The following is an 18,480-nucleotide window of genomic DNA, read 5'->3' as shown; positions in this document are numbered from 1 at the left end:
GATGGAACGCACTTTTTTGATGGTCAAACCCGATGGAGTACAACGTGGACTGGTTGGACGGATCGTCAGCCGATTTGAAGATAAAGGATTCAAGTTGGTTGCCGGGAAATTCATGCAAATCTCGGAAGAACAGGCCAAACGCCATTATGCGGAGCATGAAGGCAAGCCGTTTTTCGGAGAACTGGTTGAATTTATCACGTCCGGTCCGGTATTCGCGATGGTATGGGAAGGCGACGACGTGATCGCGCTGTCCCGAATCGTCATGGGCAAGACCAAAGTGACGGAAGCACTGCCGGGAACGATCCGAGGAGATTTTGCGGCACATACGCCGTTCAATCTGATTCACGGATCGGATGGCCCGGAAAGCGCGGCTCGGGAGATCGCTAATTTCTTCACCGAAGCGGAACAGCTTGATTACGACAAGGCGGTGGCAAGGTGGATCTAATCAGAGGAGCAGGGCGCGAAGAAGCATCAGCACCCGGAAGCGACCCGGACTACAGCGGGTTTATCAAAAGCGTGAACGCAAGTACGGGAATCGACTTGTCTCAATACAAAGAAGCGCAGATGAAGCGTCGTTTGACGACACTGCGCAGCAAGCACGGCTACAATACGTTCGGGGAATTTTTCGAAGCAATGAAAAAGGACAAGAACCTGTTCTTCGAGTTCCTGGATCGGATGACGATCAACGTCTCCGAGTTCTGGCGCAACCCGAATCGTTGGGAAGTGCTGCGCGACACGATCATCCCGGAACTTCGCGCAGGCGGCAAAAAAGGACTTAAAGTATGGAGCGCGGCTTGTTCGACGGGCGAAGAACCGTACACGCTGGCCATGATTCTCGACGGTCACGGAATCCTCGGCGATTCCAAGTTGAATGCGGCGGATCTGGACGAAGGCGCATTGGCAAAAGCGAAGCAGGGACAATATCTCGAACGTTCGCTGAAAGACGTCCCTCCGAAGGTTGCCGAAAAGTACTTCAAAGCCGAAGGGCTCATGTACAAAGTCGACGACAAGCTCAAACGGGCGGTCAATTTCCACAAGCTCAATCTGCTGACGGACAAGTTCGACGACGGTTACGATCTGATCGTCTGCCGCAATGTGATGATCTACTTTACCGAAGAAGCGAAATCGGCCTTGTACCATAAATTCTCGGCAAGTTTGCGTAAAGGCGGCGTGTTGTTCGTAGGCAGCACCGAGCAGATTTTCTCGCCGGGCCAATACGGACTCGAGCCGTGCGATACCTTCTTCTATAAAAAAATCTAAAAGGATATCTTCAAACAGAATGTCCTGCAAAGCCGTCGCGCCCCGCCATCCAGCGGAAGCGTCGGCTTTTTGCTGTTCAAAAGAACAGCTTACGCAAAATGTAAAGGCGGCTTGGAGAAGTAGCAGGCAGGTGTTATAATGGGCAAAGACATTTACGGATTTTAGCCGTTTACAGTTTAAAAGTTTAAAGGGGGAACGCATCATGACTTTACGTTACTTGACCGCAGGGGAGACCCACGGACCGCAGTTGACCGCGATCGTAGAAGGGATGCCGAGCAATCTGCGCATCGATTTTGAAGCTTTGAACTTCCAACTTCTGCGCAGACAAAAGGGATACGGCCGCGGCCGACGCATGCAGATCGAAAGGGATACGGCGGATATCGCAGGCGGCGTTCGACACGGGCAAACGACCGGCGCGCCTATCGCGCTGATCGTAGCCAACAACGACTGGAAACACTGGACCAAAATCATGAACATCGAGCCGATCGAAGGCACGGACGAAGAGAAGCGCCGCGTACACCGCCCGCGCCCCGGCCATGCCGACCTTAACGGCGGATTGAAATACGACCTCAAGGATCTTCGCAACGTGCTGGAACGTTCCAGTGCCCGCGAGACTGCCGTGCGCGTCGCGGTCGGCGCTCTGGCCCGCCAGTTCCTTGAAGCGTTCGGCATTCGTATCGGCGGCCAAGTGCTGCGGATCGGCGAGATCGAAGCTCCTGTCAACAATCTGCCTTTGGACGAGTTGATCGAACGCACGGAAGCTTCTTCGGTGCGCGTCGTGGACGAGGAAACCGAGAAAAAGATGGAAGCTTACATCGACCTGATAAAAAAAGAAGGCGATTCCGTAGGCGGAGTCGTCGAATGTATCGTGGAAGGCGTGCCGATCGGACTCGGCAGCCACGTGCAGTACGACCGCAAGCTCGACGCGCGCATCGCGCAGGCCGTCGTGTCGATCAACGCGTTCAAAGGCGTCGAGATCGGCATCGGCTTCGAAGCCGGACAGCTTCGCGGCTCGCAGGTGCATGACGAGATCATGTACAGCGAAGAAACGGGCTACACCCGCGATTCGAACCGTCTCGGCGGCTTCGAAGGCGGAATGACCAACGGCATGCCGATCGTCGTTCGCGGCGTGATGAAGCCGATCCCTACCCTGTACAAGCCGCTTCGCAGCGTGGACATCGACACTCGCGAACCGTTCAATGCGCAGGTGGAACGTTCCGATGCGTGTGCCGTTCCGGCAGCAAGCGTCGTATTGGAGAGCGTTGTCGCTTGGGAAGTGGCAAAAGCGTTCCTGGAGAAATTCGGCGGCGACTCCATGGAGGAGATCAAAGCCAACTACGACAACTACAAGCGTCAACTGGAGAACTACTGATATGAGTACGGAGACGACAACGCTGACTGTTGAACTGGGCGAGCGTTCGTACCCCATCGTCATCGGCGGGGGATTGCTGGATAGTGCGGCGGAGCATCTGCGCGCAGTAGGCGTACCCGATAAAAGTCCGCTGATGATCGTGACCGACGACAACGTGGCGCCTCTTTATCTGGAAAAGCTGGAGTCTGAACTGACAAACGGCGGTTATCGCGTCGTCAGCGCAGTCGTTCCGGCAGGCGAGGCAACCAAGTCGCTAACCGTGTATAACGATCTCATTACGCAGGCGATCGAGGCAGGGTTGGACCGATCTTCGGCCATTCTGGCACTCGGCGGCGGCGTGGTCGGCGACTTGGCCGGCTATGTAGCAGGCACGTATATGCGCGGCATTCGATTTATCCAGGTGCCGACCACCATTTTGGCGCATGATAGCAGCGTAGGCGGCAAAGTGGCGGTCAATCATCCGCTTGCCAAAAACATGATCGGGGTGTTCCATCAGCCGGAGCTGGTGCTTTACGATGTCGATACGCTTTCCACGCTGCCGCCGCGCGAAGTACGCGCGGGGCTATCGGAAATGGTCAAACACGGTTTGATCTGGGACCGCGCGTTCGCCGGGTGGTGCTGGGATAACGCGCCGCGTCTGCTGGCGCTCGATCCGGAAGCTTTAATTTACGGATTGGAAAAAGGCTGCGCGATCAAAGCGCAGATCGTGTCTCGCGACGAACGGGAAAACGACCTGCGGGCGATTCTGAATCTCGGGCATACGCTGGGTCATGCGATCGAAGCCGTGGCAGGGTACGGGCGTTTCCTGCACGGCGAAGCGATCGCGGTCGGAATGGCTGCCGCAGCGCTGCTGGGCGAAGAACGCGGCGGGGAAACGGGACTGTACGGCGAGACGATGTTGATGCTGCGTGCGCTTGAACTGCCCGTTACTTTGCCGGAAGACATGGATACCGAAGCGCTGATGTCCGCCATGCAACGCGATAAGAAGTTCAGGGAAGGCAAGATGGTTTATATCGTGCCGACCGAGATCGGTCGGGTGGAGATCGCGAACGACGTGGAAGCGGACGCTATTCGGGATATCATTGAACGACTGAAAGAAAAGGAGGAATCATCGTGATCTACAATCGGGGCATTCGCGGAGCGACGACCGTCGAACATAACGATCGTGACGAAATTTACGCCGCGACCGAAGCATTGGTTGCGGAGATGATCGAGCGCAACGCCATCGATCCGGAGACGGTCAGCAATGTCTGGATCACCGTCACGCATGATCTGGATGCCGCTTTTCCGGCGGTGGCAGTGCGTAAACGCGCAGGCTGGGATTTCGTTCCCCTTATGTGTGCATTGGAAGTTCCTGTCGAAGGCAGCTTGCCCCGCTGTATCCGCCTGATGATCCAGGTGAACACGGAGAAGAATCAGCGTGAAATTCGGCATGTGTATCAACAGGGAGCCACCGTGCTGCGTCCGGATCTGGCTGGTCAAAAGTAAAGGTTTATAGCCGGATTGTGAAGGTACGCTTGCTATCCGATTGATCATCGGGTATAGTAAGTAACAACATGAAGGATTCACATGACCGCGCCGAAAACAGGAGTGTTTTTGGGCGGGCATGCAGAATCGTGAGGTCCGCAGGGACCGATGCGGCATAGGCCGCAAGACAGAGCAGAGTCAGGCTGAGCAGAGTTAACGTATAGGGAAGGAATTCGAAGGCCAGGATGCCGCGGATTTTTTTGAGCTATACATCAACGAATGCGATCCGTCGGAGCCCGAACCCGGTATGCTGCCAAGCGGCAGTTGCCTTGTTCGAACCGAAGACCTCTGCTGCGAAGCGGGGGTCTTTTTTTATAACCTCTTCGCAGTAAGGGAAGCGGGATTTCGGGGAAGGCCAAAAGGCGCTCAAGCTCAATCCAATTTGAAGGAGAGAACCTGATATGCAACCATCCTCGCAGATCTACACAACCGAATCGATCCAGCCTATGTTCAGCGTCAAGGACGCGCTGGCATTGGCTTCTGAAGGATTCTCGCTTAGCCGGGAGCAGGCAAGATCCGCAATGGAAGGAATCATGACCGGAGCCGCAACACCTGCGCAAATCGGCGGCTTCCTGCTTGCATTACGCATGAAAGGCGAGACGGTCGAAGAGATTACCGGATTTGCCGAAACGATGAGAAGCTTTGCAGGGACGGTCGGAACTGCGCGCGAGCATCTGCTGGATACGTGCGGCACGGGCGGCTCGGGCATTCATAAATTCAACATCTCTACAGCATCGGCTTTGATTGCGGCATCGGCTTCCGTCCGCGTCGCCAAGCATGGCAACCGCTCCGCAAGCGGCCGTGCAGGCAGCGCGGACGTACTGGAAGCACTCGGCGTCAATATCGGAATCAACGGTACTCAAGCGGCCGAATGCTTGGAACGGATCGGCATTTGCTTCTTGTTTGCCCAGACGTATCATCCTTCGATGAAACATGCGGCTGCTCCTCGTCGGGAACTGGGCGTGCGTACCGTGTTCAATTTGTTGGGACCGTTGACCAATCCGGCAGGCGCGGATCGGCAATTGCTTGGGCTGTACGACGCGAGTCGAACGCAGCAAATCGCTTCGGTGCTCGGCAATCTCGGCGCAAAACGCGCGATGGTCGTGGCCGGACTGGACGGATTGGACGAGATCAGCGTTTCCGGCCCGACTCGGGTATCGGAATTGAAAAACGGCGCTGTGCATACGTACGAGATCACCCCTGAAGAACTGGGACTTGAACGCCACTCCCTCGAAAGCATTCTCGGCGGAGATGCCGCGGATAACGCGCGCATCATCCGAGGCGTACTGTCGGGCGAACGCGGCGCACGGCGCGACATCGTGCTGGCAAACGCCGGAGCCTGCATCTACACGGCCGGAGCCGCGCAGGATTTGGCGGAAGGCGTACGCAAGGCGGCAGACATCGTAGACTCGGGCCAGGCCCTCGGCAAATTGGAACAGCTTATCCAGACAACGGAGGAATGCGGATATGTATCTTGATCGAATCGTAGAAACCAAAAAAAGCGAAGTACAACGTTTAAAAGAAACATTGAATATTTCGGAGGCCAAGCAGCGTATTGCGGCGATGCCGCCGACACGAGGATTCGAAGCTGCGCTGCGCAGCCCGAAACGCAGCGGAATGGCGCTGATTGCCGAAGTGAAAAAAGCCTCTCCGTCCAAAGGATTGATTCGCGAAGATTTCAATCCGGTCGAGCTGGCTCAAGCCTATGAAGCTGCGGGTGCGGATTGCTTGTCTGTACTAACCGATAGCGAATATTTTCAGGGCCGTGCGGAATATTTGACGCGAATTCGCGAAGTCGTCAAGCTGCCGCTGCTTCGCAAAGATTTCGTCATCGACGAATTGCAGATCTATGAGGCACGTCTGATCGGGGCCGATGCGGTACTTTTGATTGCGGCGATTTTGCCAACGGACCGCTTGCGCCAATTAAAAGCGTTAGCCGAATCGATCGGATTGGACGCGCTGATCGAAGTACACAATAAGGAAGAGCTAGAGCGGGTCTTGAAAGTGACGGATCATGGATTGATCGGAGTCAACAATCGTAATCTGCATACGTTCGAGACCAGCTTGACCGTGACCGCCGAATTGGCGACTTACGTTCCCGAGCAGGCACTGCTTATTAGCGAAAGCGCGATTCGTACAGCAGAAGATATCGCTTATGTCGGTTCCAACGGCGCGAAGGGAGTATTGATCGGCGAGACCTTTATGCGTCGGCCTGATATCGGCGAAGCGGTTACCGAAGTGATGGGCGCTGTTTCTTCCCGAATCGATACAGAGGAAGTGCGATGACTCGGCAAGAAGCCGTACGTCCCCAAGTCAAAATCTGTGGCGTACGAACACCGGAGGCATTGGAAAAAGCGGCGGAATTGCAGGTTGATTATATCGGCTTGGTTTTCGCGCCCAGTAAGCGGCGGGTCGATGCGCAGCAAGCCGCTGGATTGATCCGAAACTTGGACGGACTTTATCAACAGCCTGCCCAGTCAAACCGAGCCGCTTCGCGCCCTCGTATCGCGGGAGTCTTCGTTAATCCGACGCCGGAGGAACTTCAACAGGTCCTATCGGATGCGCGCTTGGATGTGATTCAGCTGCATGGACAGGAAAGCCCTCAGTTATGCAAAGAAGTTCGCGACCGATGGGGGCTTCCTGTATTCAAGGCTGTGCCGATCGGCGGGGACGGCAGCGACGAGAGTCACGCCGAACGAGCGGAACGTGTTGCGGCTGCTTATGCAGGCACGGTCGATGTACTGCTTATTGATACCCATGACCCGCTTTACGGAGGCGGTTCGGGTCGGACATTCAATTGGGAGATTATCCCGCTTTATCGAAGCGCTGCGCGGCGGCATGGGTTACAATTATTCGTAGCGGGCGGATTGGCGCCGGAAAATGTGCATCAGCTCGTAACGGATTACAAACCGGACGGCATCGATGTTTCCAGCGGTGTCGAAACGGACGGACATAAAGATCTTGAGAAAATGACTACATTCGTAGAAAGGGCGGTTTTATCATGATTCAGCAAGTGCCGGATGCAAAAGGACGTTATGGCGATTTCGGAGGACGTTTCGTCCCCGAGACGTTGATGAACGCTTTGATCGAACTCGAAGAATCTTATCTGAAATACTCGGCTGACGAGGACTTCAACGCCGAACTGAACGATCTTCTGAAGCAGTACTCGGGCCGCGAGACGCCATTGTATTATGCCAAACGCCTAACCGAACATTTCGGCGGCGCGAAGATTTATCTCAAGCGCGAAGACCTGAACCACACGGGTGCGCACAAGATCAACAACGCACTGGGCCAGGGGCTGCTTGCGGTACGCATGGGCAAAAAGAAAGTCATCGCCGAGACGGGCGCAGGCCAACACGGCGTAGCCACGGCGACAGTAGCGGCGCTGTTCGGCTTGGAATGCAAAGTGTTCATGGGCGAAGAAGACATGCAGCGCCAGCAGTTGAACGTGTTTCGCATGCGGCTGCTCGGCGCGGAGGTGGTGCCGGTCGTATCGGGAACGAAGACGCTGAAAGACGCGGGCAACGAAGCGCTGCGTTACTGGGTCAGCCATGTGAGCGATACGTTTTACATTTTGGGTTCGGCCGTCGGTCCGCATCCGTATCCGCTGATTGTGCGAAACTTCCAGCGTGTCATCGGAGACGAGACGCGTCGCCAAATTCTCGAAACCGAAGGTCGTCTCCCCGATACGATCGTGGCGGCTGTCGGCGGAGGGAGCAACGCGATCGGGATGTTTTACCCGTTCGTCCGCGATCAGGAAGTTGAATTTGTCGGCGTTGAAGCCGCGGGCAAAGGCATCGACACCCCGCTTCATGCCGCCACGATGACGCTGGGCACGAAAGGAGTGTTCCAAGGTTCGATGAGTTACTTGCTGCAAGACGATTACGGTCAGGTTCAGCCTGCGCACTCGATTTCGGCAGGGCTGGATTACCCCGGCGTCGGACCGGAGCATTCGTATCTCAAAGACACCGGGCGCGCGAAATACGTGCCGATCACCGACGACGAAGCGTTGGACGCACTGAAGCTGCTTTGCCGCACAGAAGGCATCATCCCGGCGCTGGAATCGGCTCATGCCTTGGCGCAAGCCGGAAAGATCGCGCCAGAGCTGGGCAAAGACAAGCTGTTGATCGTTTGCCTGTCCGGTCGCGGCGACAAGGACGTCGAATCGATCATGGCCTATGAAAACGAAGGAGGGGACGCACGATGAATATTCAACCCAATGCCGTACGTCGGACCGTCATGCACCCGGCGGCGGAAGGAGGGCTATCGGCAGGCACGGCAAGTGCTTCGTTCGCGGCCCCGGGCGATGCGCGTCCCAACCTGATCGACGAAACGTTCCGTCGCATCGGCGAGCAGGGCGGAACGGCGCTTATTCCTTTTCTGACCGTAGGCGATCCCGATATCGAGACGACGCTTGAAATCATCGAGCGTCTGGAAGATGCGGGAGCAGACATTCTGGAATTGGGCGTTCCCTACTCCGATCCGCTTGCGGACGGACCGGTCATTCAGCGGGCATCGTCCCGTGCGTTGCAGCAGTTGATTACGGTGCGAACCTGTCTGGATGTCGCCAAACAGTCGAGAGAGCGCGGCGTGAAGATGCCGTTCGTGCTGTTCACGTACTATAATCCCGTATTGCAAATGGGGCTGAACGAATTTTTCGATCAGGCTTCCGCGCACGGAATCAGCGGCTTGATCATTCCCGATGTGCCGCATGAAGAATCGGGAGAACTGCTGGAACGGGCAGATCAAGCCGGAATCGCGCTGATTCCGCTGGTCGCGCCTACATCCAGCGAACGGATCGAACGCATCCTGAACAACGGCCGCGGTTTCGTTTACTGCGTCTCTTCGCTCGGCGTGACCGGGGAACGTGCTTCGTTCCACGAAGGCGTGGATGCTTTTATTCGTGATGTGAAATCCCGTACGGATCTGCCGGTCGCGGTCGGGTTCGGCATCTCCAGCCGGGAGCAGGTCGAGCGGTTTTCCGAGCTATGTGACGGCGTCGTGGTGGGCAGCGCGATCGTGCGCACGATCGAATCTTTGATCCCCGATCTGATGAATGCGGACAAGCGCGAAGATGCGCTCTTGCAAATTCGCGAATTTGTGGCAGAATTAAAAGTATAACTGCGTCAGCCGAAATCAAGGAACGAAGCGAAGAAAGAGGTGCATACCACCCCTGCTTTTTCGCGGACATTCCTTGTTTCGGTCTAAGCATATACTTTTTGCGTCTGCTTGCAGCTCGATACTGTCGCACTGCAACACGCCAAATCAGGAAAGTAGGGGAATATCCATGCAGCCTAAAGCGCATATTGTCGACCTTCCGGTCTATCAGCCCGGTAAACCGATCGAAGAAGTTCAAAAAGAATACGGACTCAGCGAAGTCGTAAAGTTGGCTTCCAACGAAAATCCTTACGGATTTTCCCCTCGCGTCAAAGCCGCGATTGAAGAAGAACTGACTAAATTCAACTTGTACCCGGACGGTGGAGCGGTCGAACTGACTGCGGCGGTTGCCGAGCATTTGTCCGTTAATTCCGACCAGATTATTTTTGGTTGCGGCTCGGATGAAATCATTGCCCTGATTGCTCGCGCATTCCTGTCGGAAGGCGACGAGAACATTATGGCGGATGCGACTTTTTCCGTATATAAAAGCAATGCCGATATCGAGAAAGCAACGAGTATCGAAGTTCCGCTGCAAGACGGCAAACACGATCTCGACGCGATGTTGGCTGCGGTAACGGATCGTACCAAGATCGTATGGATCTGCAATCCGAACAATCCGACCGGCACGATCGTCAGCAAAGACGAATTGAAAAGCTTCCTGGACCGCCTGCCGTCTTCGGTAATGGCGGTACTGGATGAAGCTTACTTCGAATACGTGACCGACAGCGAATACCCGGACGGCACCGAATTGCTGGCGGATTACGCTAACGTTGTCGTTCTGCGTACCTTCTCCAAAATTTACGGTCTGGCCGCGCTGCGGATCGGTTACGGCGTCGGACAAGCTTCCGTGATTCGTTCGATCAATCAGGTACGCGAGCCGTTCAATACGACGCGTATCGCGCAAGCGGCAGCAAAAGCGGCATTGGCGGATCAGGAATTCGTGCAATCCTGCCGTGAAAAGAATGCGGAAGGAATCAAGTACCTGCAAAGCGAATTCGATCGTCTGGGACTGGTTCATTTCCCGGCAAACGGCAACTTCATCATGGTCGACACGAAACAGTCGGCTGTCGAACTGTTCCAACGCATGCTGCAAAAAGGAGTCATCGCGCGTGCGGGGTTCAAGCTTTATCCGACGCATCTGCGGGTGACGGTAGGTTCTCCGAGAGAGAACGAGATTTTCATCCGGACGTTCGAAGAAGCATTGAACGGGCAGGAAGCCACGGTGTAGTACGTTGTCAACCTTACTTTTAACGTTGACAACGTGCTAGGACGTTTTCTTGCAAGAACCCTAACGAAGCGAGGATGACCTCTATGAAAATTGCTGTGATCGGCGTGGGACTGATCGGCGGCTCGCTGGCATTATGCTTCCGCGGGAAGCCGGACGTCCGGCTCGTCGGATTTTCCCACCGGCAGGATCTTGCCGATCTGAGCGTGGAGCGCGGAGTCGTCGACTCCGCGACCCTGTCGTTGGAAGAAGCGGCGCAAGATGCCGACTTTATTTTTCTCTCCACGCCTGTCGGGCTGCTGGAGACCTATTTGGAACAGATTAATGCTTTGCCGCTCAAAAAAGGCTGTATCGTTACGGATGTAGGCAGCACCAAAGCTTCGATTGCGACGCGGGCGAGAGAGTTGGACTGGGGGGACGCTTGCTTTATCGGCGGCCACCCGATGGCGGGCTCGGAGCGCTCGGGCGTGCAGGCGGCGACTTCGCTGCTGTTCGAGAACGCGTATTACGTATTGACGCCGGAGCCGGATACCGATGCGGCAGCGACCGAAGCGTTGACGAAGCTGCTGGCGTTGACCCGGGCCAAAGTCATCTGCATGGAACCGGGCCAGCATGACGAGATCGTTGGAGCAATCAGCCATCTGCCGCATATTATCGCGGTAGCGTTGGTGAATCAAATCAGCGGATACCATGAAAGCAATCCTCTGTATCGAACGCTTGCTGCCGGAGGTTTCCGTGATATTACGCGGATTGCGTCCAGCGACCCTATCGTATGGCGCGACATTTTACTGAATAACCGCTTCAATCTTTTAAAGCTTCTACGCGACTGGAATCAGCAGGTGGAAGGTTTTATCGATCAGTTGGAGCGGGAAGACGGCGAAGGGATCTCGGCGCGATTCCAAGATGCCGGCGATTTCCGGAATGAATTGCCGGAACGTCGCAAAGGCGTTATTGCCAAAACGTACGACCTTTACCTCGACGTGCCTGACCATCCCGGCATTATCGGCCGGATCACGACCGAGCTCGGCTCGCGCGGCATTAACTTGAGCAACTTGCAGATTATCGAGAGTCGCGAGGATGTGCCGGGGCTGATGAGGCTTTCTTTCCGGGACGAGATGAATATGAATCGGGGGAAAGAAGCGTTGGAGGGGTTGGAGTTCGACGTGTATGTCTGAGGTTGAAGTCCTATTCGTTGGCTGAAGCTGGGCGGGCTGCGGGAGAAGTTCGTTCAAAGCGCTGTTTCACCCGGAAAGTTGGATTGAATTTGAATAAGGAAACTTTCCGGGTTCAAAGGCGCTTTTCACTGAACTTCTCCCTCCGCCTATCGCTTCGCTTGAATAGAATTTCAAAAGCCATTTCCGTCTTTGCAGGATGACGGAAATGGCTGATTTATTTTTATGAACAAAAAAGGAAAAGAAAGCGTTGACATTTTGGAAGCGTATACATATAATAAACGTACAGTATGGTTTCTCTCCACTCCTATAACTCTTAGCGCACTTCGAAATGGTGTGCGGGCCGCTCACAGTGAGCGGCCTTTTTTTGTGTAAAATTAAAGAGGACAGATGGGGTTATTTGGAGATCGGGATGCAGATGCGAGAAAGTTTGACCGGAGATAAGGAGAGGATTGGATGGAGAAAGATCAGGTGGCGCTTCAGCCGCTTCGGATTCCGAGCGGGTGGAGGGTAGAGGTTAACGAGCTGCGGGAAATCGATCCGTCGCCGGAGACGATGGATTGGTTTTACGGTTCGATTTTGCTGAGCGTGCTTCACCGGCATCTCGGCCATGAGTTGTATGTGAGATGGGAACCGGAGGGGGATCCGTCGGGGCGTTATGTGTTGCAGCGATACAGGCTTAAGTTCGAAAAAAAGGGTGACGGAGTGCTGGAAGCGCATTTCGTGGATGAACAGCAATTCGAAGAACGTCTATTACTGGTTGAGCGGTTAGAGGCGTATATGCTTCTCGAAACATGGAGTTAACTATCGGTCGCTAAAATCAGAAGCGCAGGACGGCTAACGCCGATCCTTCGCTTTTTGTTTTGATCGGCAAAAAAGGTATACTGGAGAGATAGGGATCAAGCAAAGAACGGAGGGACGGCATGATCTGGGTGACGGGGGACGTACATGGAGCGCAACGGCTGATTTATCATGATCTGATTCGCATTTAACAGCATCAACCTTTCATTTCGACTTGAACTCCAAGCACGCGCATAGGATACTGTAGGGTAAGGAATGATGACGGCGCTAGGGCGCCTTAGATAAAAGTAAGCTGCAAAGGAGCCGAAAGATGACGAATTGGGCGGAAATTGCAAGAACCAAAAACGTGCACGCTGTACGAACCGCTGCCGGAGAACTGGATGTCAACGAGCGGGATTCCAGGGGACGTACTCCTTTGATGCTATTCATGACGTATAAACTGCCGACGGAGGCGGTCGAGATTTTGCTGGAAAAAGGCGCGGAGATCGAAGTCACGGATAAGATGGGCGAAACGGCGCTGCTCAAAGCGATCAAGTTCCAGCAAGAGGGAGCGGTTAAGCTGCTGCTGAAATACGGGGCCCGCATCGACTCCCCGCGCGGGATTCGGGCTACGCCTTGGAATGCTGCCGCTTCTCGCGGAGATCGCGCGGTAGCGGATCTGCTCATGGAAACTCGCGGTGCGATCCGATTGACTTTGAGCGCCGAGGAGCAGCAAAAGCTGGATGCACTCCTGTACGAAGAAGACCGCGAAAAAGCGTTGGAGGCTGTTCGGAATCTGGACTCTGCGGTTTTGCTGCATGCTTTCGTGAACGGATATAATTGGGACGACGGTCCCGAGCTGATGTTTGCGGCAATGGAAAGTCCGGCATGTGCGGAGATTACGCTGCTCGATATGTATGATCTGGCCGACGGCGACTACTGGTTGGAGCTGCGCAAAGAAGAGTATGCGGACGATGAAGAACGAACGGCATTCCGCAAACTGGCGGAGAATTTGCGTTCGAGACTGCAAGCCTCCATGTCGGAGCCGGATCGTTGAGCGGCGAGAGCGACGGTTGGGTCTGGAAAAAAGCCGTGGAGCGCGGACGGACGCGCGGGTACGAGTGTATGCGGCCAAAGCCGAATGCTTCTGAACAGCAAGAGTTTACCCAGTATGCGATGCGAAAAAAAGACGGGAGTTACCAAGCTTATTTTTTTGCCGTCGATCCTCAAGACGCGCATATCGCCGAGGACTGTGCGGAAGAAGAACTACTGACGTTCGGCGACTTCGATCAAGCGCTGCGCTACCTTTGCTCGCGCGGAGCCGATCCGGCACAATTTGCCCCTTTCAAAGGACAAAAGCCGTTTTGAATCAAAAGGAGGAGCTTGATGCGTATCGTCAAACTTGACCCGGAGCCCGTGGATGCGGTACCTTATCTGTCGGCGGCAGCGGGAGGCGGAATCGAACACGTCGAGCTGCCTATACATAGCGGAAAAGTGGAAGGTCTTCCTGCTCGATGGGATGCTTTGATCGCGACGTCGGACTTGCAGGGAACCTGTAAAGCAGGGACAAAAGGCTACGGCGAAGAACGTTTGCTCGGCGAGGAATTGGCTGAACACCTTGCTTTGCTGCTCCAATTGGAGTTTCCGAACATCGATCCGCGGCGGGTTCTCGTATTGCTCTGCGGAGATTTATATGCCGATCCTGGCGTTCGCGGGTCGAGCGGTGATCCGTTGCCGGTCTGGCGAGCTTTCGACGATCGGTTCGGCGGCGTGGCCGGAGTAGCGGGTAATCACGATCTTTTTTCATCCGGCGGCTTGGAAGAACTTGCAGAAGTCTTATTTTTCGAACGTCCAGGAATACGGGAAGCGGTCGGCGTGCGGGTAGCCGGTCTCGGAGGCATCATAGGCCGAACGGACCGGCCTAATCGAATGCCGGAAGAGCTTTTTTTGCGTGAATTGAAAAGATTGCTGGCGCGCAAACCTGACCTTTTGCTGCTGCATCAAGGGCCGGATGAGCCGACGCTTGGACTGCGTGGCCATATCGGCATCAGGGAGCAGTTGGAGTCGGCTTCGGATACATTGGTTTGCTGCGGTCATGTGCATTGGGAACAGCCTTTAGCCGAGATCGGACAGGTGCAGGTACTGAATGCAGACGGACGAGCTTTTATTTTGACGCAGGCGTAAGTAAGAGGAATGACCGGAATTTATACATCATGGAGGGTTGGCCTTGAATAAGGAACAAGCCGTTGAGCGGTTGAAAATGCATGCTTTCGTACATGACGATCTTGAACATGAAAAAGTGGAACAAGGCTTTCTCGGCATGCTGCGTCCCTATAGAGGCAAGTTGATCGAACAGAATTTTCATGAACTGATGGAAATTCTGGACGTGTTGAGCGATGAATTGGAAAAAGAAAATCTCGATCGGACGATCGTGTCGTGTTTTTGGAGTCTTTGCCAATACGCGCGAGCCTGGGCGATCGAGCCGAACGGCATGCTGCGCAGCAACGAGTTGATCACCGATGAAGAACTGCAGCAAATGGCCGATTGGGTCGAATTATTGTCGTATGCGGTCGCTACATTGCTGGAAGGCGGCGGGCGCGAAGAAGCGTTTTGGGGATATAAGGAGTATCTGAGCGAGCAGGAGCGAATCCGTAAGCAAAAGTCATATTGATACCGGGGGACGTCTGAATCATGCTGATCACGAAGACCAAAGAAATCGGTTCTCGCACGTTCTCGTTAAAGTGTGAAGAAAGCTTGGAGCTGCAAGGCGATTTTCTGTTGAATTTATTCGAGACTACCGAGGCGGACGCCGGATTTCTCGAAGACGGAATGAAGATTCAGGTCGGTTGGAGCATTTTGTTCATCCATGAGAAAGGTGAAGGACAGGTGCAAATTCTCGCTCCCGATTATGCGACGGATCCGTTTTCGCGCACGACCGATGATTTGTCTGCGACGTTATCCGTGCAATTGGCCCAGAATCATATGTTGAAGCAAAGCGGAACGGCGGGAGAGACCTGCTTGTTCCAGGATACGCTGATCGCATCGGAAAAAGCACTGAATGCCGAGCGGGTTTATCTGGAGCGGACCGATCATCGGCAAGACGGACGTTCCGGTTGGTACCTGGGACCTGCCGAAGGTCAAGTTGAGCAGGAGGAGTTGCGCTTGTATTATATTTTTCAATTGTTCAATCTGCGCCCCGGCATACTGAAGGTGTTAGCCCTGCCCAAAGGATGCGTCGCGGTGCTGGACGGTGACGAGGTAGAAGCCGTATTGGATGCGGAAGATCGCAATATTTGGAGATCCGAAGCGTAAGAAAAAGCCGTATATCAGCGAAAAAAGGGTAATAAGATAAATAAAGAGAAAAATTTCGCCGATCGCTGCAACTTTATCTCGGCTCTGTTCGTCTATGAGTCGAAGCCCCGGATTTTTTGCGAAAAGCGGGCATTATGATAAAATGGGCTGTAGATTTTTTTGCGGCGAGCGAGGGAGGGGCGCGTTTTCGATGGAAGATTCCCAGTTGATTCGGGAAATTAAAGCAGGGAATGTCGAACTTTACTCGGTTCTTATGCGGCGCTATCAGCGCAAAATCCTGGCATTTACGTACTATATGTTGAAGAGCGCGGGCCTTGGCCATCTTGCCGAAGACGTGAGTTCCGAGACTTTTTATAAAGCATTCAAAAGCCTCCAGTCGTTTCGCGAGGTCGAAGCTTCTTTTTCCACCTGGTTATACACGATTGCAAGAAATACGGCGCTCAGCGAGCTCCGCAGACATCGGGCGACCAATGTCCCGCTTGAGGACGGCGAGCTGGTGACCGATTCGTCGACGGATGCGGCACCGGAACAGGCGCTGCTTCGCAACGAGCAGGTCGGCATGGTTCGCTCGGCGATCGATAACTTGCCTGAGAAACAACGTGCTGCGTTGATCTTGCGCGAATACGATCAGATGGATTATCAGGAGATCGCGCGTATTTTGGGGCAAAGTATCAGCTCCGTCAAATCTTTGTTGTTCCGCGCAAGGCTCAGCATCAAAAATCAGTTGGAACCCTATTATTACGGCCCGGTGTACGATGAGGAGATCTACAAGGGGATGAGACCGAATGAAGGGTAGAGAGGATGGCGGACACCGGGCGGGCATGCGCTGGAATCCGCATGAGCAGCGCCCGGACGAGAAGAAGGGCGGACCGCTTCGGCCGGAAGATCGGCACAGCGAGACGTTTGATCTCGATGATTTTCCTGATCTGGACGAGTTGCTGCAAGAAGCCTCTCTTGATTTGCCCGAGATGGACGCCGAACGGATGAACCGCGGCGTCATGGATCGGATTTACGAGGAATCTCCTTGGCTGCTTCCGGGAGAAGCCAAGACTTACGCTTCGCAGCACCGATTCCGCAGCCGTGCAGCCGTATGGATTGCCGCGCTGCTTGCCGTGTTTCTTGTCAGCTTTATTTACCTTGCAGGCTGGGGCGTGCCGGATCGCGAACGAAGCGCAGCTCAAGAGGTGCCGGCAGGCGTGATCGTTCAGCCTTTGACGGTGCAGGCCGGTATTTCGGAATCTGCCGATACCGAATCGGACGAACAAATGTCGGGACGGGGCATTATTGAGCCTCTGGTCGCTCAAATCGGACCGACGCACCCGCAATATTGGATGTTCCTGTCATTGACGGGCATGGGTCTGGCGCTGCTGTCGCTAAGCCGGATTGCCGCAATGAGAAAATAACGCGATTTACTTTTCGCCAAAGATTGGAGCGACGTTAATGCGTATCGGCTTGATTAGACACGGACTGACCGACTGGAATGCAGCGGGTCGGATTCAGGGACAAATCGATATTCCGCTTAACGACGAGGGCCGTGCCCAAGCTTCGCGATTAGCCGAGCGGCTGGCGGAAGAGCCTTACGAGTGGGATTTTGCGATCTCCAGCGGATTGCTGCGAGCGCAGGAGACGGCTGAAATTATTGCAGCCCGATTGGATCTGCCGTTATTGGAAGCCGACGTCCGTTTAACGGAACGCGGATTCGGTCCTCTGGAAGGCATGCGAATTTCCGAGCTGGTCGAGCGGTACGGAGAAGACTGGAGCACCCAAGATAACGGTCAGGAGCAGCTTCAGGCGCTTGGCGAGCGTGCGCTGGCGTTCATGGCCGATCTTGAAGCGAAATACCCGGAACAAAATATTCTGGTCGTGACGCACGGAGGTCTGCTGGCCCGATTGTATGCCGCGCTTTATGCGGATCGGCAGGTTGAACGGATCGGCAACTTGTCGCTCACCGTGCTTGAAAAGAACGGCGAGCTTTGGGAATCGTTGGTTTATAACTGTACGAAGCATTTGTCGGCAGAGCAACCGGGCAAGCTTTATCGCTAATAATCGAACTTGAATTCAAAGCTTTTCGACGGTCGACGTACTTGGACCGGAGAAAGGCTTTTTTTATGGGCAGAATCGATTACGGGTTAAATATAATTACCGATTTTTTCCGTTTTATGGTGCACGGATCGAAGTTTGGGTTAAATGCATAGAAAGGAGTTAGCTTCTTTGTCTCTTCTGTCTCTTGAAATTGTGAAAAAATGAGGGCGCTCACAAAAAAAACGATGAATAGGGGCGCGGGGGAACCGCCTCCAACCAGAAGTCGTCGGAGCTGAACAATTGCCGGTGAAGATATGAAAACTCGGGAGGTGCGTCCTTTGGACAAGATGAAAGCAGCTTACGAAGTGATGTTGGGTCTGGCCGCCGAGATGGTATGGGATGAATCATTGCGCAGACGACGCTGTGAAATGTTGCAGCAGGATATCGACGCAGCTCTGGCCAGCGGAGACGAACTCGCCTTCTTGGCTTTAACGAGCGAATTGAAAATGATTGAACGTGACAGCGTATCGATAGAATCCTCGCGCTTGCCAACTTGAAGATGCGAACTGTAAAATAAAAACGGGTTCATAAAAAGCCTGACCGCCGACGCGGTCAGGCTTTTTATGAAGGGAAGGCCCGGTAAACGATACCGG

At 54.4% G+C, this 18,480-nt stretch carries 22 protein-coding genes; all 22 read left to right on the top strand.

Going from position 1 to position 18,480, the window contains the following annotated elements; translation table 11 throughout:
* Position 1 precedes the first annotated feature (1 nt).
* The 22 genes from ndk (at position 2) to HRQ63_RS04830 (ending at position 18,384) form a co-directional block, all read left to right on the top strand.
* Positions 2-445, top strand: coding sequence for a nucleoside-diphosphate kinase (ndk, locus tag HRQ63_RS04935; protein WP_037289254.1), 444 nt, complete (start codon positions 2-4; stop codon positions 443-445).
* Complete coding sequence (locus HRQ63_RS04930) at positions 436-1,260, top strand: CheR family methyltransferase (protein ID WP_268239424.1); 825 nt, start codon at positions 436-438, stop codon at positions 1,258-1,260. The genes ndk and HRQ63_RS04930 overlap by 10 nt, the downstream gene beginning before the upstream one ends.
* 202 nt (positions 1,261-1,462) lie before the next feature.
* Complete coding sequence (gene aroC, locus HRQ63_RS04925; RefSeq protein WP_172239933.1) at positions 1,463-2,632, top strand: chorismate synthase; 1,170 nt, start codon at positions 1,463-1,465, stop codon at positions 2,630-2,632.
* A 1-nt stretch (position 2,633) separates the two neighbouring features.
* Positions 2,634-3,749: a 3-dehydroquinate synthase gene (aroB, locus tag HRQ63_RS04920; RefSeq protein WP_172239929.1), complete on the top strand. Its 1,116-nt coding sequence runs from the start codon at positions 2,634-2,636 to the stop codon at positions 3,747-3,749.
* Positions 3,749-4,120, top strand: coding sequence for a chorismate mutase (gene aroH / locus HRQ63_RS04915; RefSeq protein WP_172240635.1), 372 nt, complete (start codon positions 3,749-3,751; stop codon positions 4,118-4,120). Before aroB ends, aroH begins: the two co-directional genes overlap by 1 nt.
* Positions 4,121-4,605: 485 nt before the next feature.
* Entirely contained in the window at positions 4,606-5,637 is a 1,032-nt protein-coding gene (gene trpD / locus HRQ63_RS04910; RefSeq protein WP_172240632.1) for an anthranilate phosphoribosyltransferase, read from the top strand.
* Entirely contained in the window at positions 5,627-6,445 is an 819-nt protein-coding gene (gene trpC / locus HRQ63_RS04905) for an indole-3-glycerol phosphate synthase TrpC (RefSeq protein WP_172239926.1), read from the top strand. The genes trpD and trpC overlap by 11 nt, the downstream gene beginning before the upstream one ends.
* Positions 6,442-7,164, top strand: a complete 723-nt coding sequence (locus HRQ63_RS04900) for a phosphoribosylanthranilate isomerase (RefSeq protein ID WP_172239923.1) — start codon at positions 6,442-6,444, stop codon at positions 7,162-7,164. Before trpC ends, HRQ63_RS04900 begins: the two co-directional genes overlap by 4 nt.
* The gene (trpB, locus tag HRQ63_RS04895) at positions 7,164-8,366 is read left to right on the top strand and encodes a tryptophan synthase subunit beta (protein ID WP_172240629.1); all 1,203 of its coding nucleotides are present in this window, start codon (positions 7,164-7,166) and stop codon (positions 8,364-8,366) included. Before HRQ63_RS04900 ends, trpB begins: the two co-directional genes overlap by 1 nt.
* The gene (gene trpA, locus HRQ63_RS04890) at positions 8,363-9,280 is read left to right on the top strand and encodes a tryptophan synthase subunit alpha (protein WP_229714067.1); all 918 of its coding nucleotides are present in this window, start codon (positions 8,363-8,365) and stop codon (positions 9,278-9,280) included. Before trpB ends, trpA begins: the two co-directional genes overlap by 4 nt.
* A gap of 166 nt (positions 9,281-9,446) precedes the next feature.
* Entirely contained in the window at positions 9,447-10,544 is a 1,098-nt protein-coding gene (hisC, locus tag HRQ63_RS04885) for a histidinol-phosphate transaminase (RefSeq protein ID WP_172239920.1), read from the top strand.
* Positions 10,545-10,627: 83 nt separating this feature from the next.
* Positions 10,628-11,716: a prephenate dehydrogenase gene (locus HRQ63_RS04880; RefSeq protein ID WP_229714066.1), complete on the top strand. Its 1,089-nt coding sequence runs from the start codon at positions 10,628-10,630 to the stop codon at positions 11,714-11,716.
* 453 nt (positions 11,717-12,169) lie between these two features.
* On the top strand, positions 12,170-12,517 hold the full coding sequence (locus tag HRQ63_RS04875) for a hypothetical protein (protein ID WP_172239914.1): 348 nt from the start codon (positions 12,170-12,172) through the stop codon (positions 12,515-12,517).
* 307 nt (positions 12,518-12,824) lie between these two features.
* The gene (locus HRQ63_RS04870) at positions 12,825-13,550 is read left to right on the top strand and encodes a DUF4274 domain-containing protein (protein ID WP_172239911.1); all 726 of its coding nucleotides are present in this window, start codon (positions 12,825-12,827) and stop codon (positions 13,548-13,550) included.
* Positions 13,547-13,861 (top strand): hypothetical protein, encoded by a 315-nt coding sequence (locus tag HRQ63_RS04865; RefSeq protein WP_172239908.1) that lies wholly within the window; start codon positions 13,547-13,549, stop codon positions 13,859-13,861. The genes HRQ63_RS04870 and HRQ63_RS04865 overlap by 4 nt, the downstream gene beginning before the upstream one ends.
* Before the next feature lie 18 nt (positions 13,862-13,879).
* Entirely contained in the window at positions 13,880-14,677 is a 798-nt protein-coding gene (locus tag HRQ63_RS04860; RefSeq protein WP_172239906.1) for a metallophosphoesterase family protein, read from the top strand.
* Positions 14,678-14,720: 43 nt separating this feature from the next.
* Positions 14,721-15,164 (top strand): hypothetical protein, encoded by a 444-nt coding sequence (locus tag HRQ63_RS04855; protein ID WP_172239903.1) that lies wholly within the window; start codon positions 14,721-14,723, stop codon positions 15,162-15,164.
* A gap of 20 nt (positions 15,165-15,184) precedes the next feature.
* The gene (locus tag HRQ63_RS04850; protein WP_216673823.1) at positions 15,185-15,805 is read left to right on the top strand and encodes an immunity protein Imm33 domain-containing protein; all 621 of its coding nucleotides are present in this window, start codon (positions 15,185-15,187) and stop codon (positions 15,803-15,805) included.
* A 190-nt stretch (positions 15,806-15,995) separates the two neighbouring features.
* A complete protein-coding gene (locus HRQ63_RS04845) occupies positions 15,996-16,601 on the top strand; it encodes an RNA polymerase sigma factor (RefSeq protein WP_172239900.1) in 606 nt (201 codons plus the stop codon).
* The gene (locus HRQ63_RS04840) at positions 16,591-17,208 is read left to right on the top strand and encodes a hypothetical protein (RefSeq protein ID WP_172239897.1); all 618 of its coding nucleotides are present in this window, start codon (positions 16,591-16,593) and stop codon (positions 17,206-17,208) included. The genes HRQ63_RS04845 and HRQ63_RS04840 overlap by 11 nt, the downstream gene beginning before the upstream one ends.
* A 37-nt stretch (positions 17,209-17,245) precedes the next feature.
* Positions 17,246-17,848, top strand: coding sequence for a histidine phosphatase family protein (locus tag HRQ63_RS04835; RefSeq protein WP_172239894.1), 603 nt, complete (start codon positions 17,246-17,248; stop codon positions 17,846-17,848).
* A 317-nt stretch (positions 17,849-18,165) separates the two neighbouring features.
* Positions 18,166-18,384, top strand: a complete 219-nt coding sequence (locus HRQ63_RS04830; RefSeq protein ID WP_037289219.1) for an IDEAL domain-containing protein — start codon at positions 18,166-18,168, stop codon at positions 18,382-18,384.
* Positions 18,385-18,480: the final 96 nt, after the last annotated feature.

The organism is Saccharibacillus endophyticus (genome assembly GCF_013185185.1).
GTDB lineage: Bacteria > Bacillota > Bacilli > Paenibacillales > Paenibacillaceae > Saccharibacillus > Saccharibacillus endophyticus.
The sequence above is the reverse complement of the archived record's forward strand: the minus strand, read 5'-3'. Positions and strand labels throughout refer to the sequence as shown.

Bases quoted from the DNA above. Each gene is read 5' to 3' on its own strand.
- HRQ63_RS04900 (WP_172239923.1), top strand. From the start codon at position 6,442: ATGACTCGGCAAGAAGCCGTACGTCCCCAAGTCAAAATCTGTGGCGTA.
- trpC (WP_172239926.1), top strand. From the start codon at position 5,627: ATGTATCTTGATCGAATCGTAGAAACCAAAAAAAGCGAAGTACAACGT.
- hisC (WP_172239920.1), top strand. From the start codon at position 9,447: ATGCAGCCTAAAGCGCATATTGTCGACCTTCCGGTCTATCAGCCCGGT.
- HRQ63_RS04845 (WP_172239900.1), top strand. From the start codon at position 15,996: ATGGAAGATTCCCAGTTGATTCGGGAAATTAAAGCAGGGAATGTCGAA.
- HRQ63_RS04860 (WP_172239906.1), top strand. From the start codon at position 13,880: ATGCGTATCGTCAAACTTGACCCGGAGCCCGTGGATGCGGTACCTTAT.
- HRQ63_RS04840 (WP_172239897.1), top strand. From the start codon at position 16,591: ATGAAGGGTAGAGAGGATGGCGGACACCGGGCGGGCATGCGCTGGAAT.
- aroB (WP_172239929.1), top strand. From the start codon at position 2,634: ATGAGTACGGAGACGACAACGCTGACTGTTGAACTGGGCGAGCGTTCG.
- aroC (WP_172239933.1), top strand. From the start codon at position 1,463: ATGACTTTACGTTACTTGACCGCAGGGGAGACCCACGGACCGCAGTTG.
- ndk (WP_037289254.1), top strand. From the start codon at position 2: ATGGAACGCACTTTTTTGATGGTCAAACCCGATGGAGTACAACGTGGA.
- trpD (WP_172240632.1), top strand. From the start codon at position 4,606: ATGTTCAGCGTCAAGGACGCGCTGGCATTGGCTTCTGAAGGATTCTCG.
- HRQ63_RS04835 (WP_172239894.1), top strand. From the start codon at position 17,246: ATGCGTATCGGCTTGATTAGACACGGACTGACCGACTGGAATGCAGCG.
- HRQ63_RS04880 (WP_229714066.1), top strand. From the start codon at position 10,628: ATGAAAATTGCTGTGATCGGCGTGGGACTGATCGGCGGCTCGCTGGCA.
- trpA (WP_229714067.1), top strand. From the start codon at position 8,363: ATGAATATTCAACCCAATGCCGTACGTCGGACCGTCATGCACCCGGCG.
- HRQ63_RS04870 (WP_172239911.1), top strand. From the start codon at position 12,825: ATGACGAATTGGGCGGAAATTGCAAGAACCAAAAACGTGCACGCTGTA.
- HRQ63_RS04875 (WP_172239914.1), top strand. From the start codon at position 12,170: ATGGAGAAAGATCAGGTGGCGCTTCAGCCGCTTCGGATTCCGAGCGGG.
- HRQ63_RS04850 (WP_216673823.1), top strand. From the start codon at position 15,185: ATGCTGATCACGAAGACCAAAGAAATCGGTTCTCGCACGTTCTCGTTA.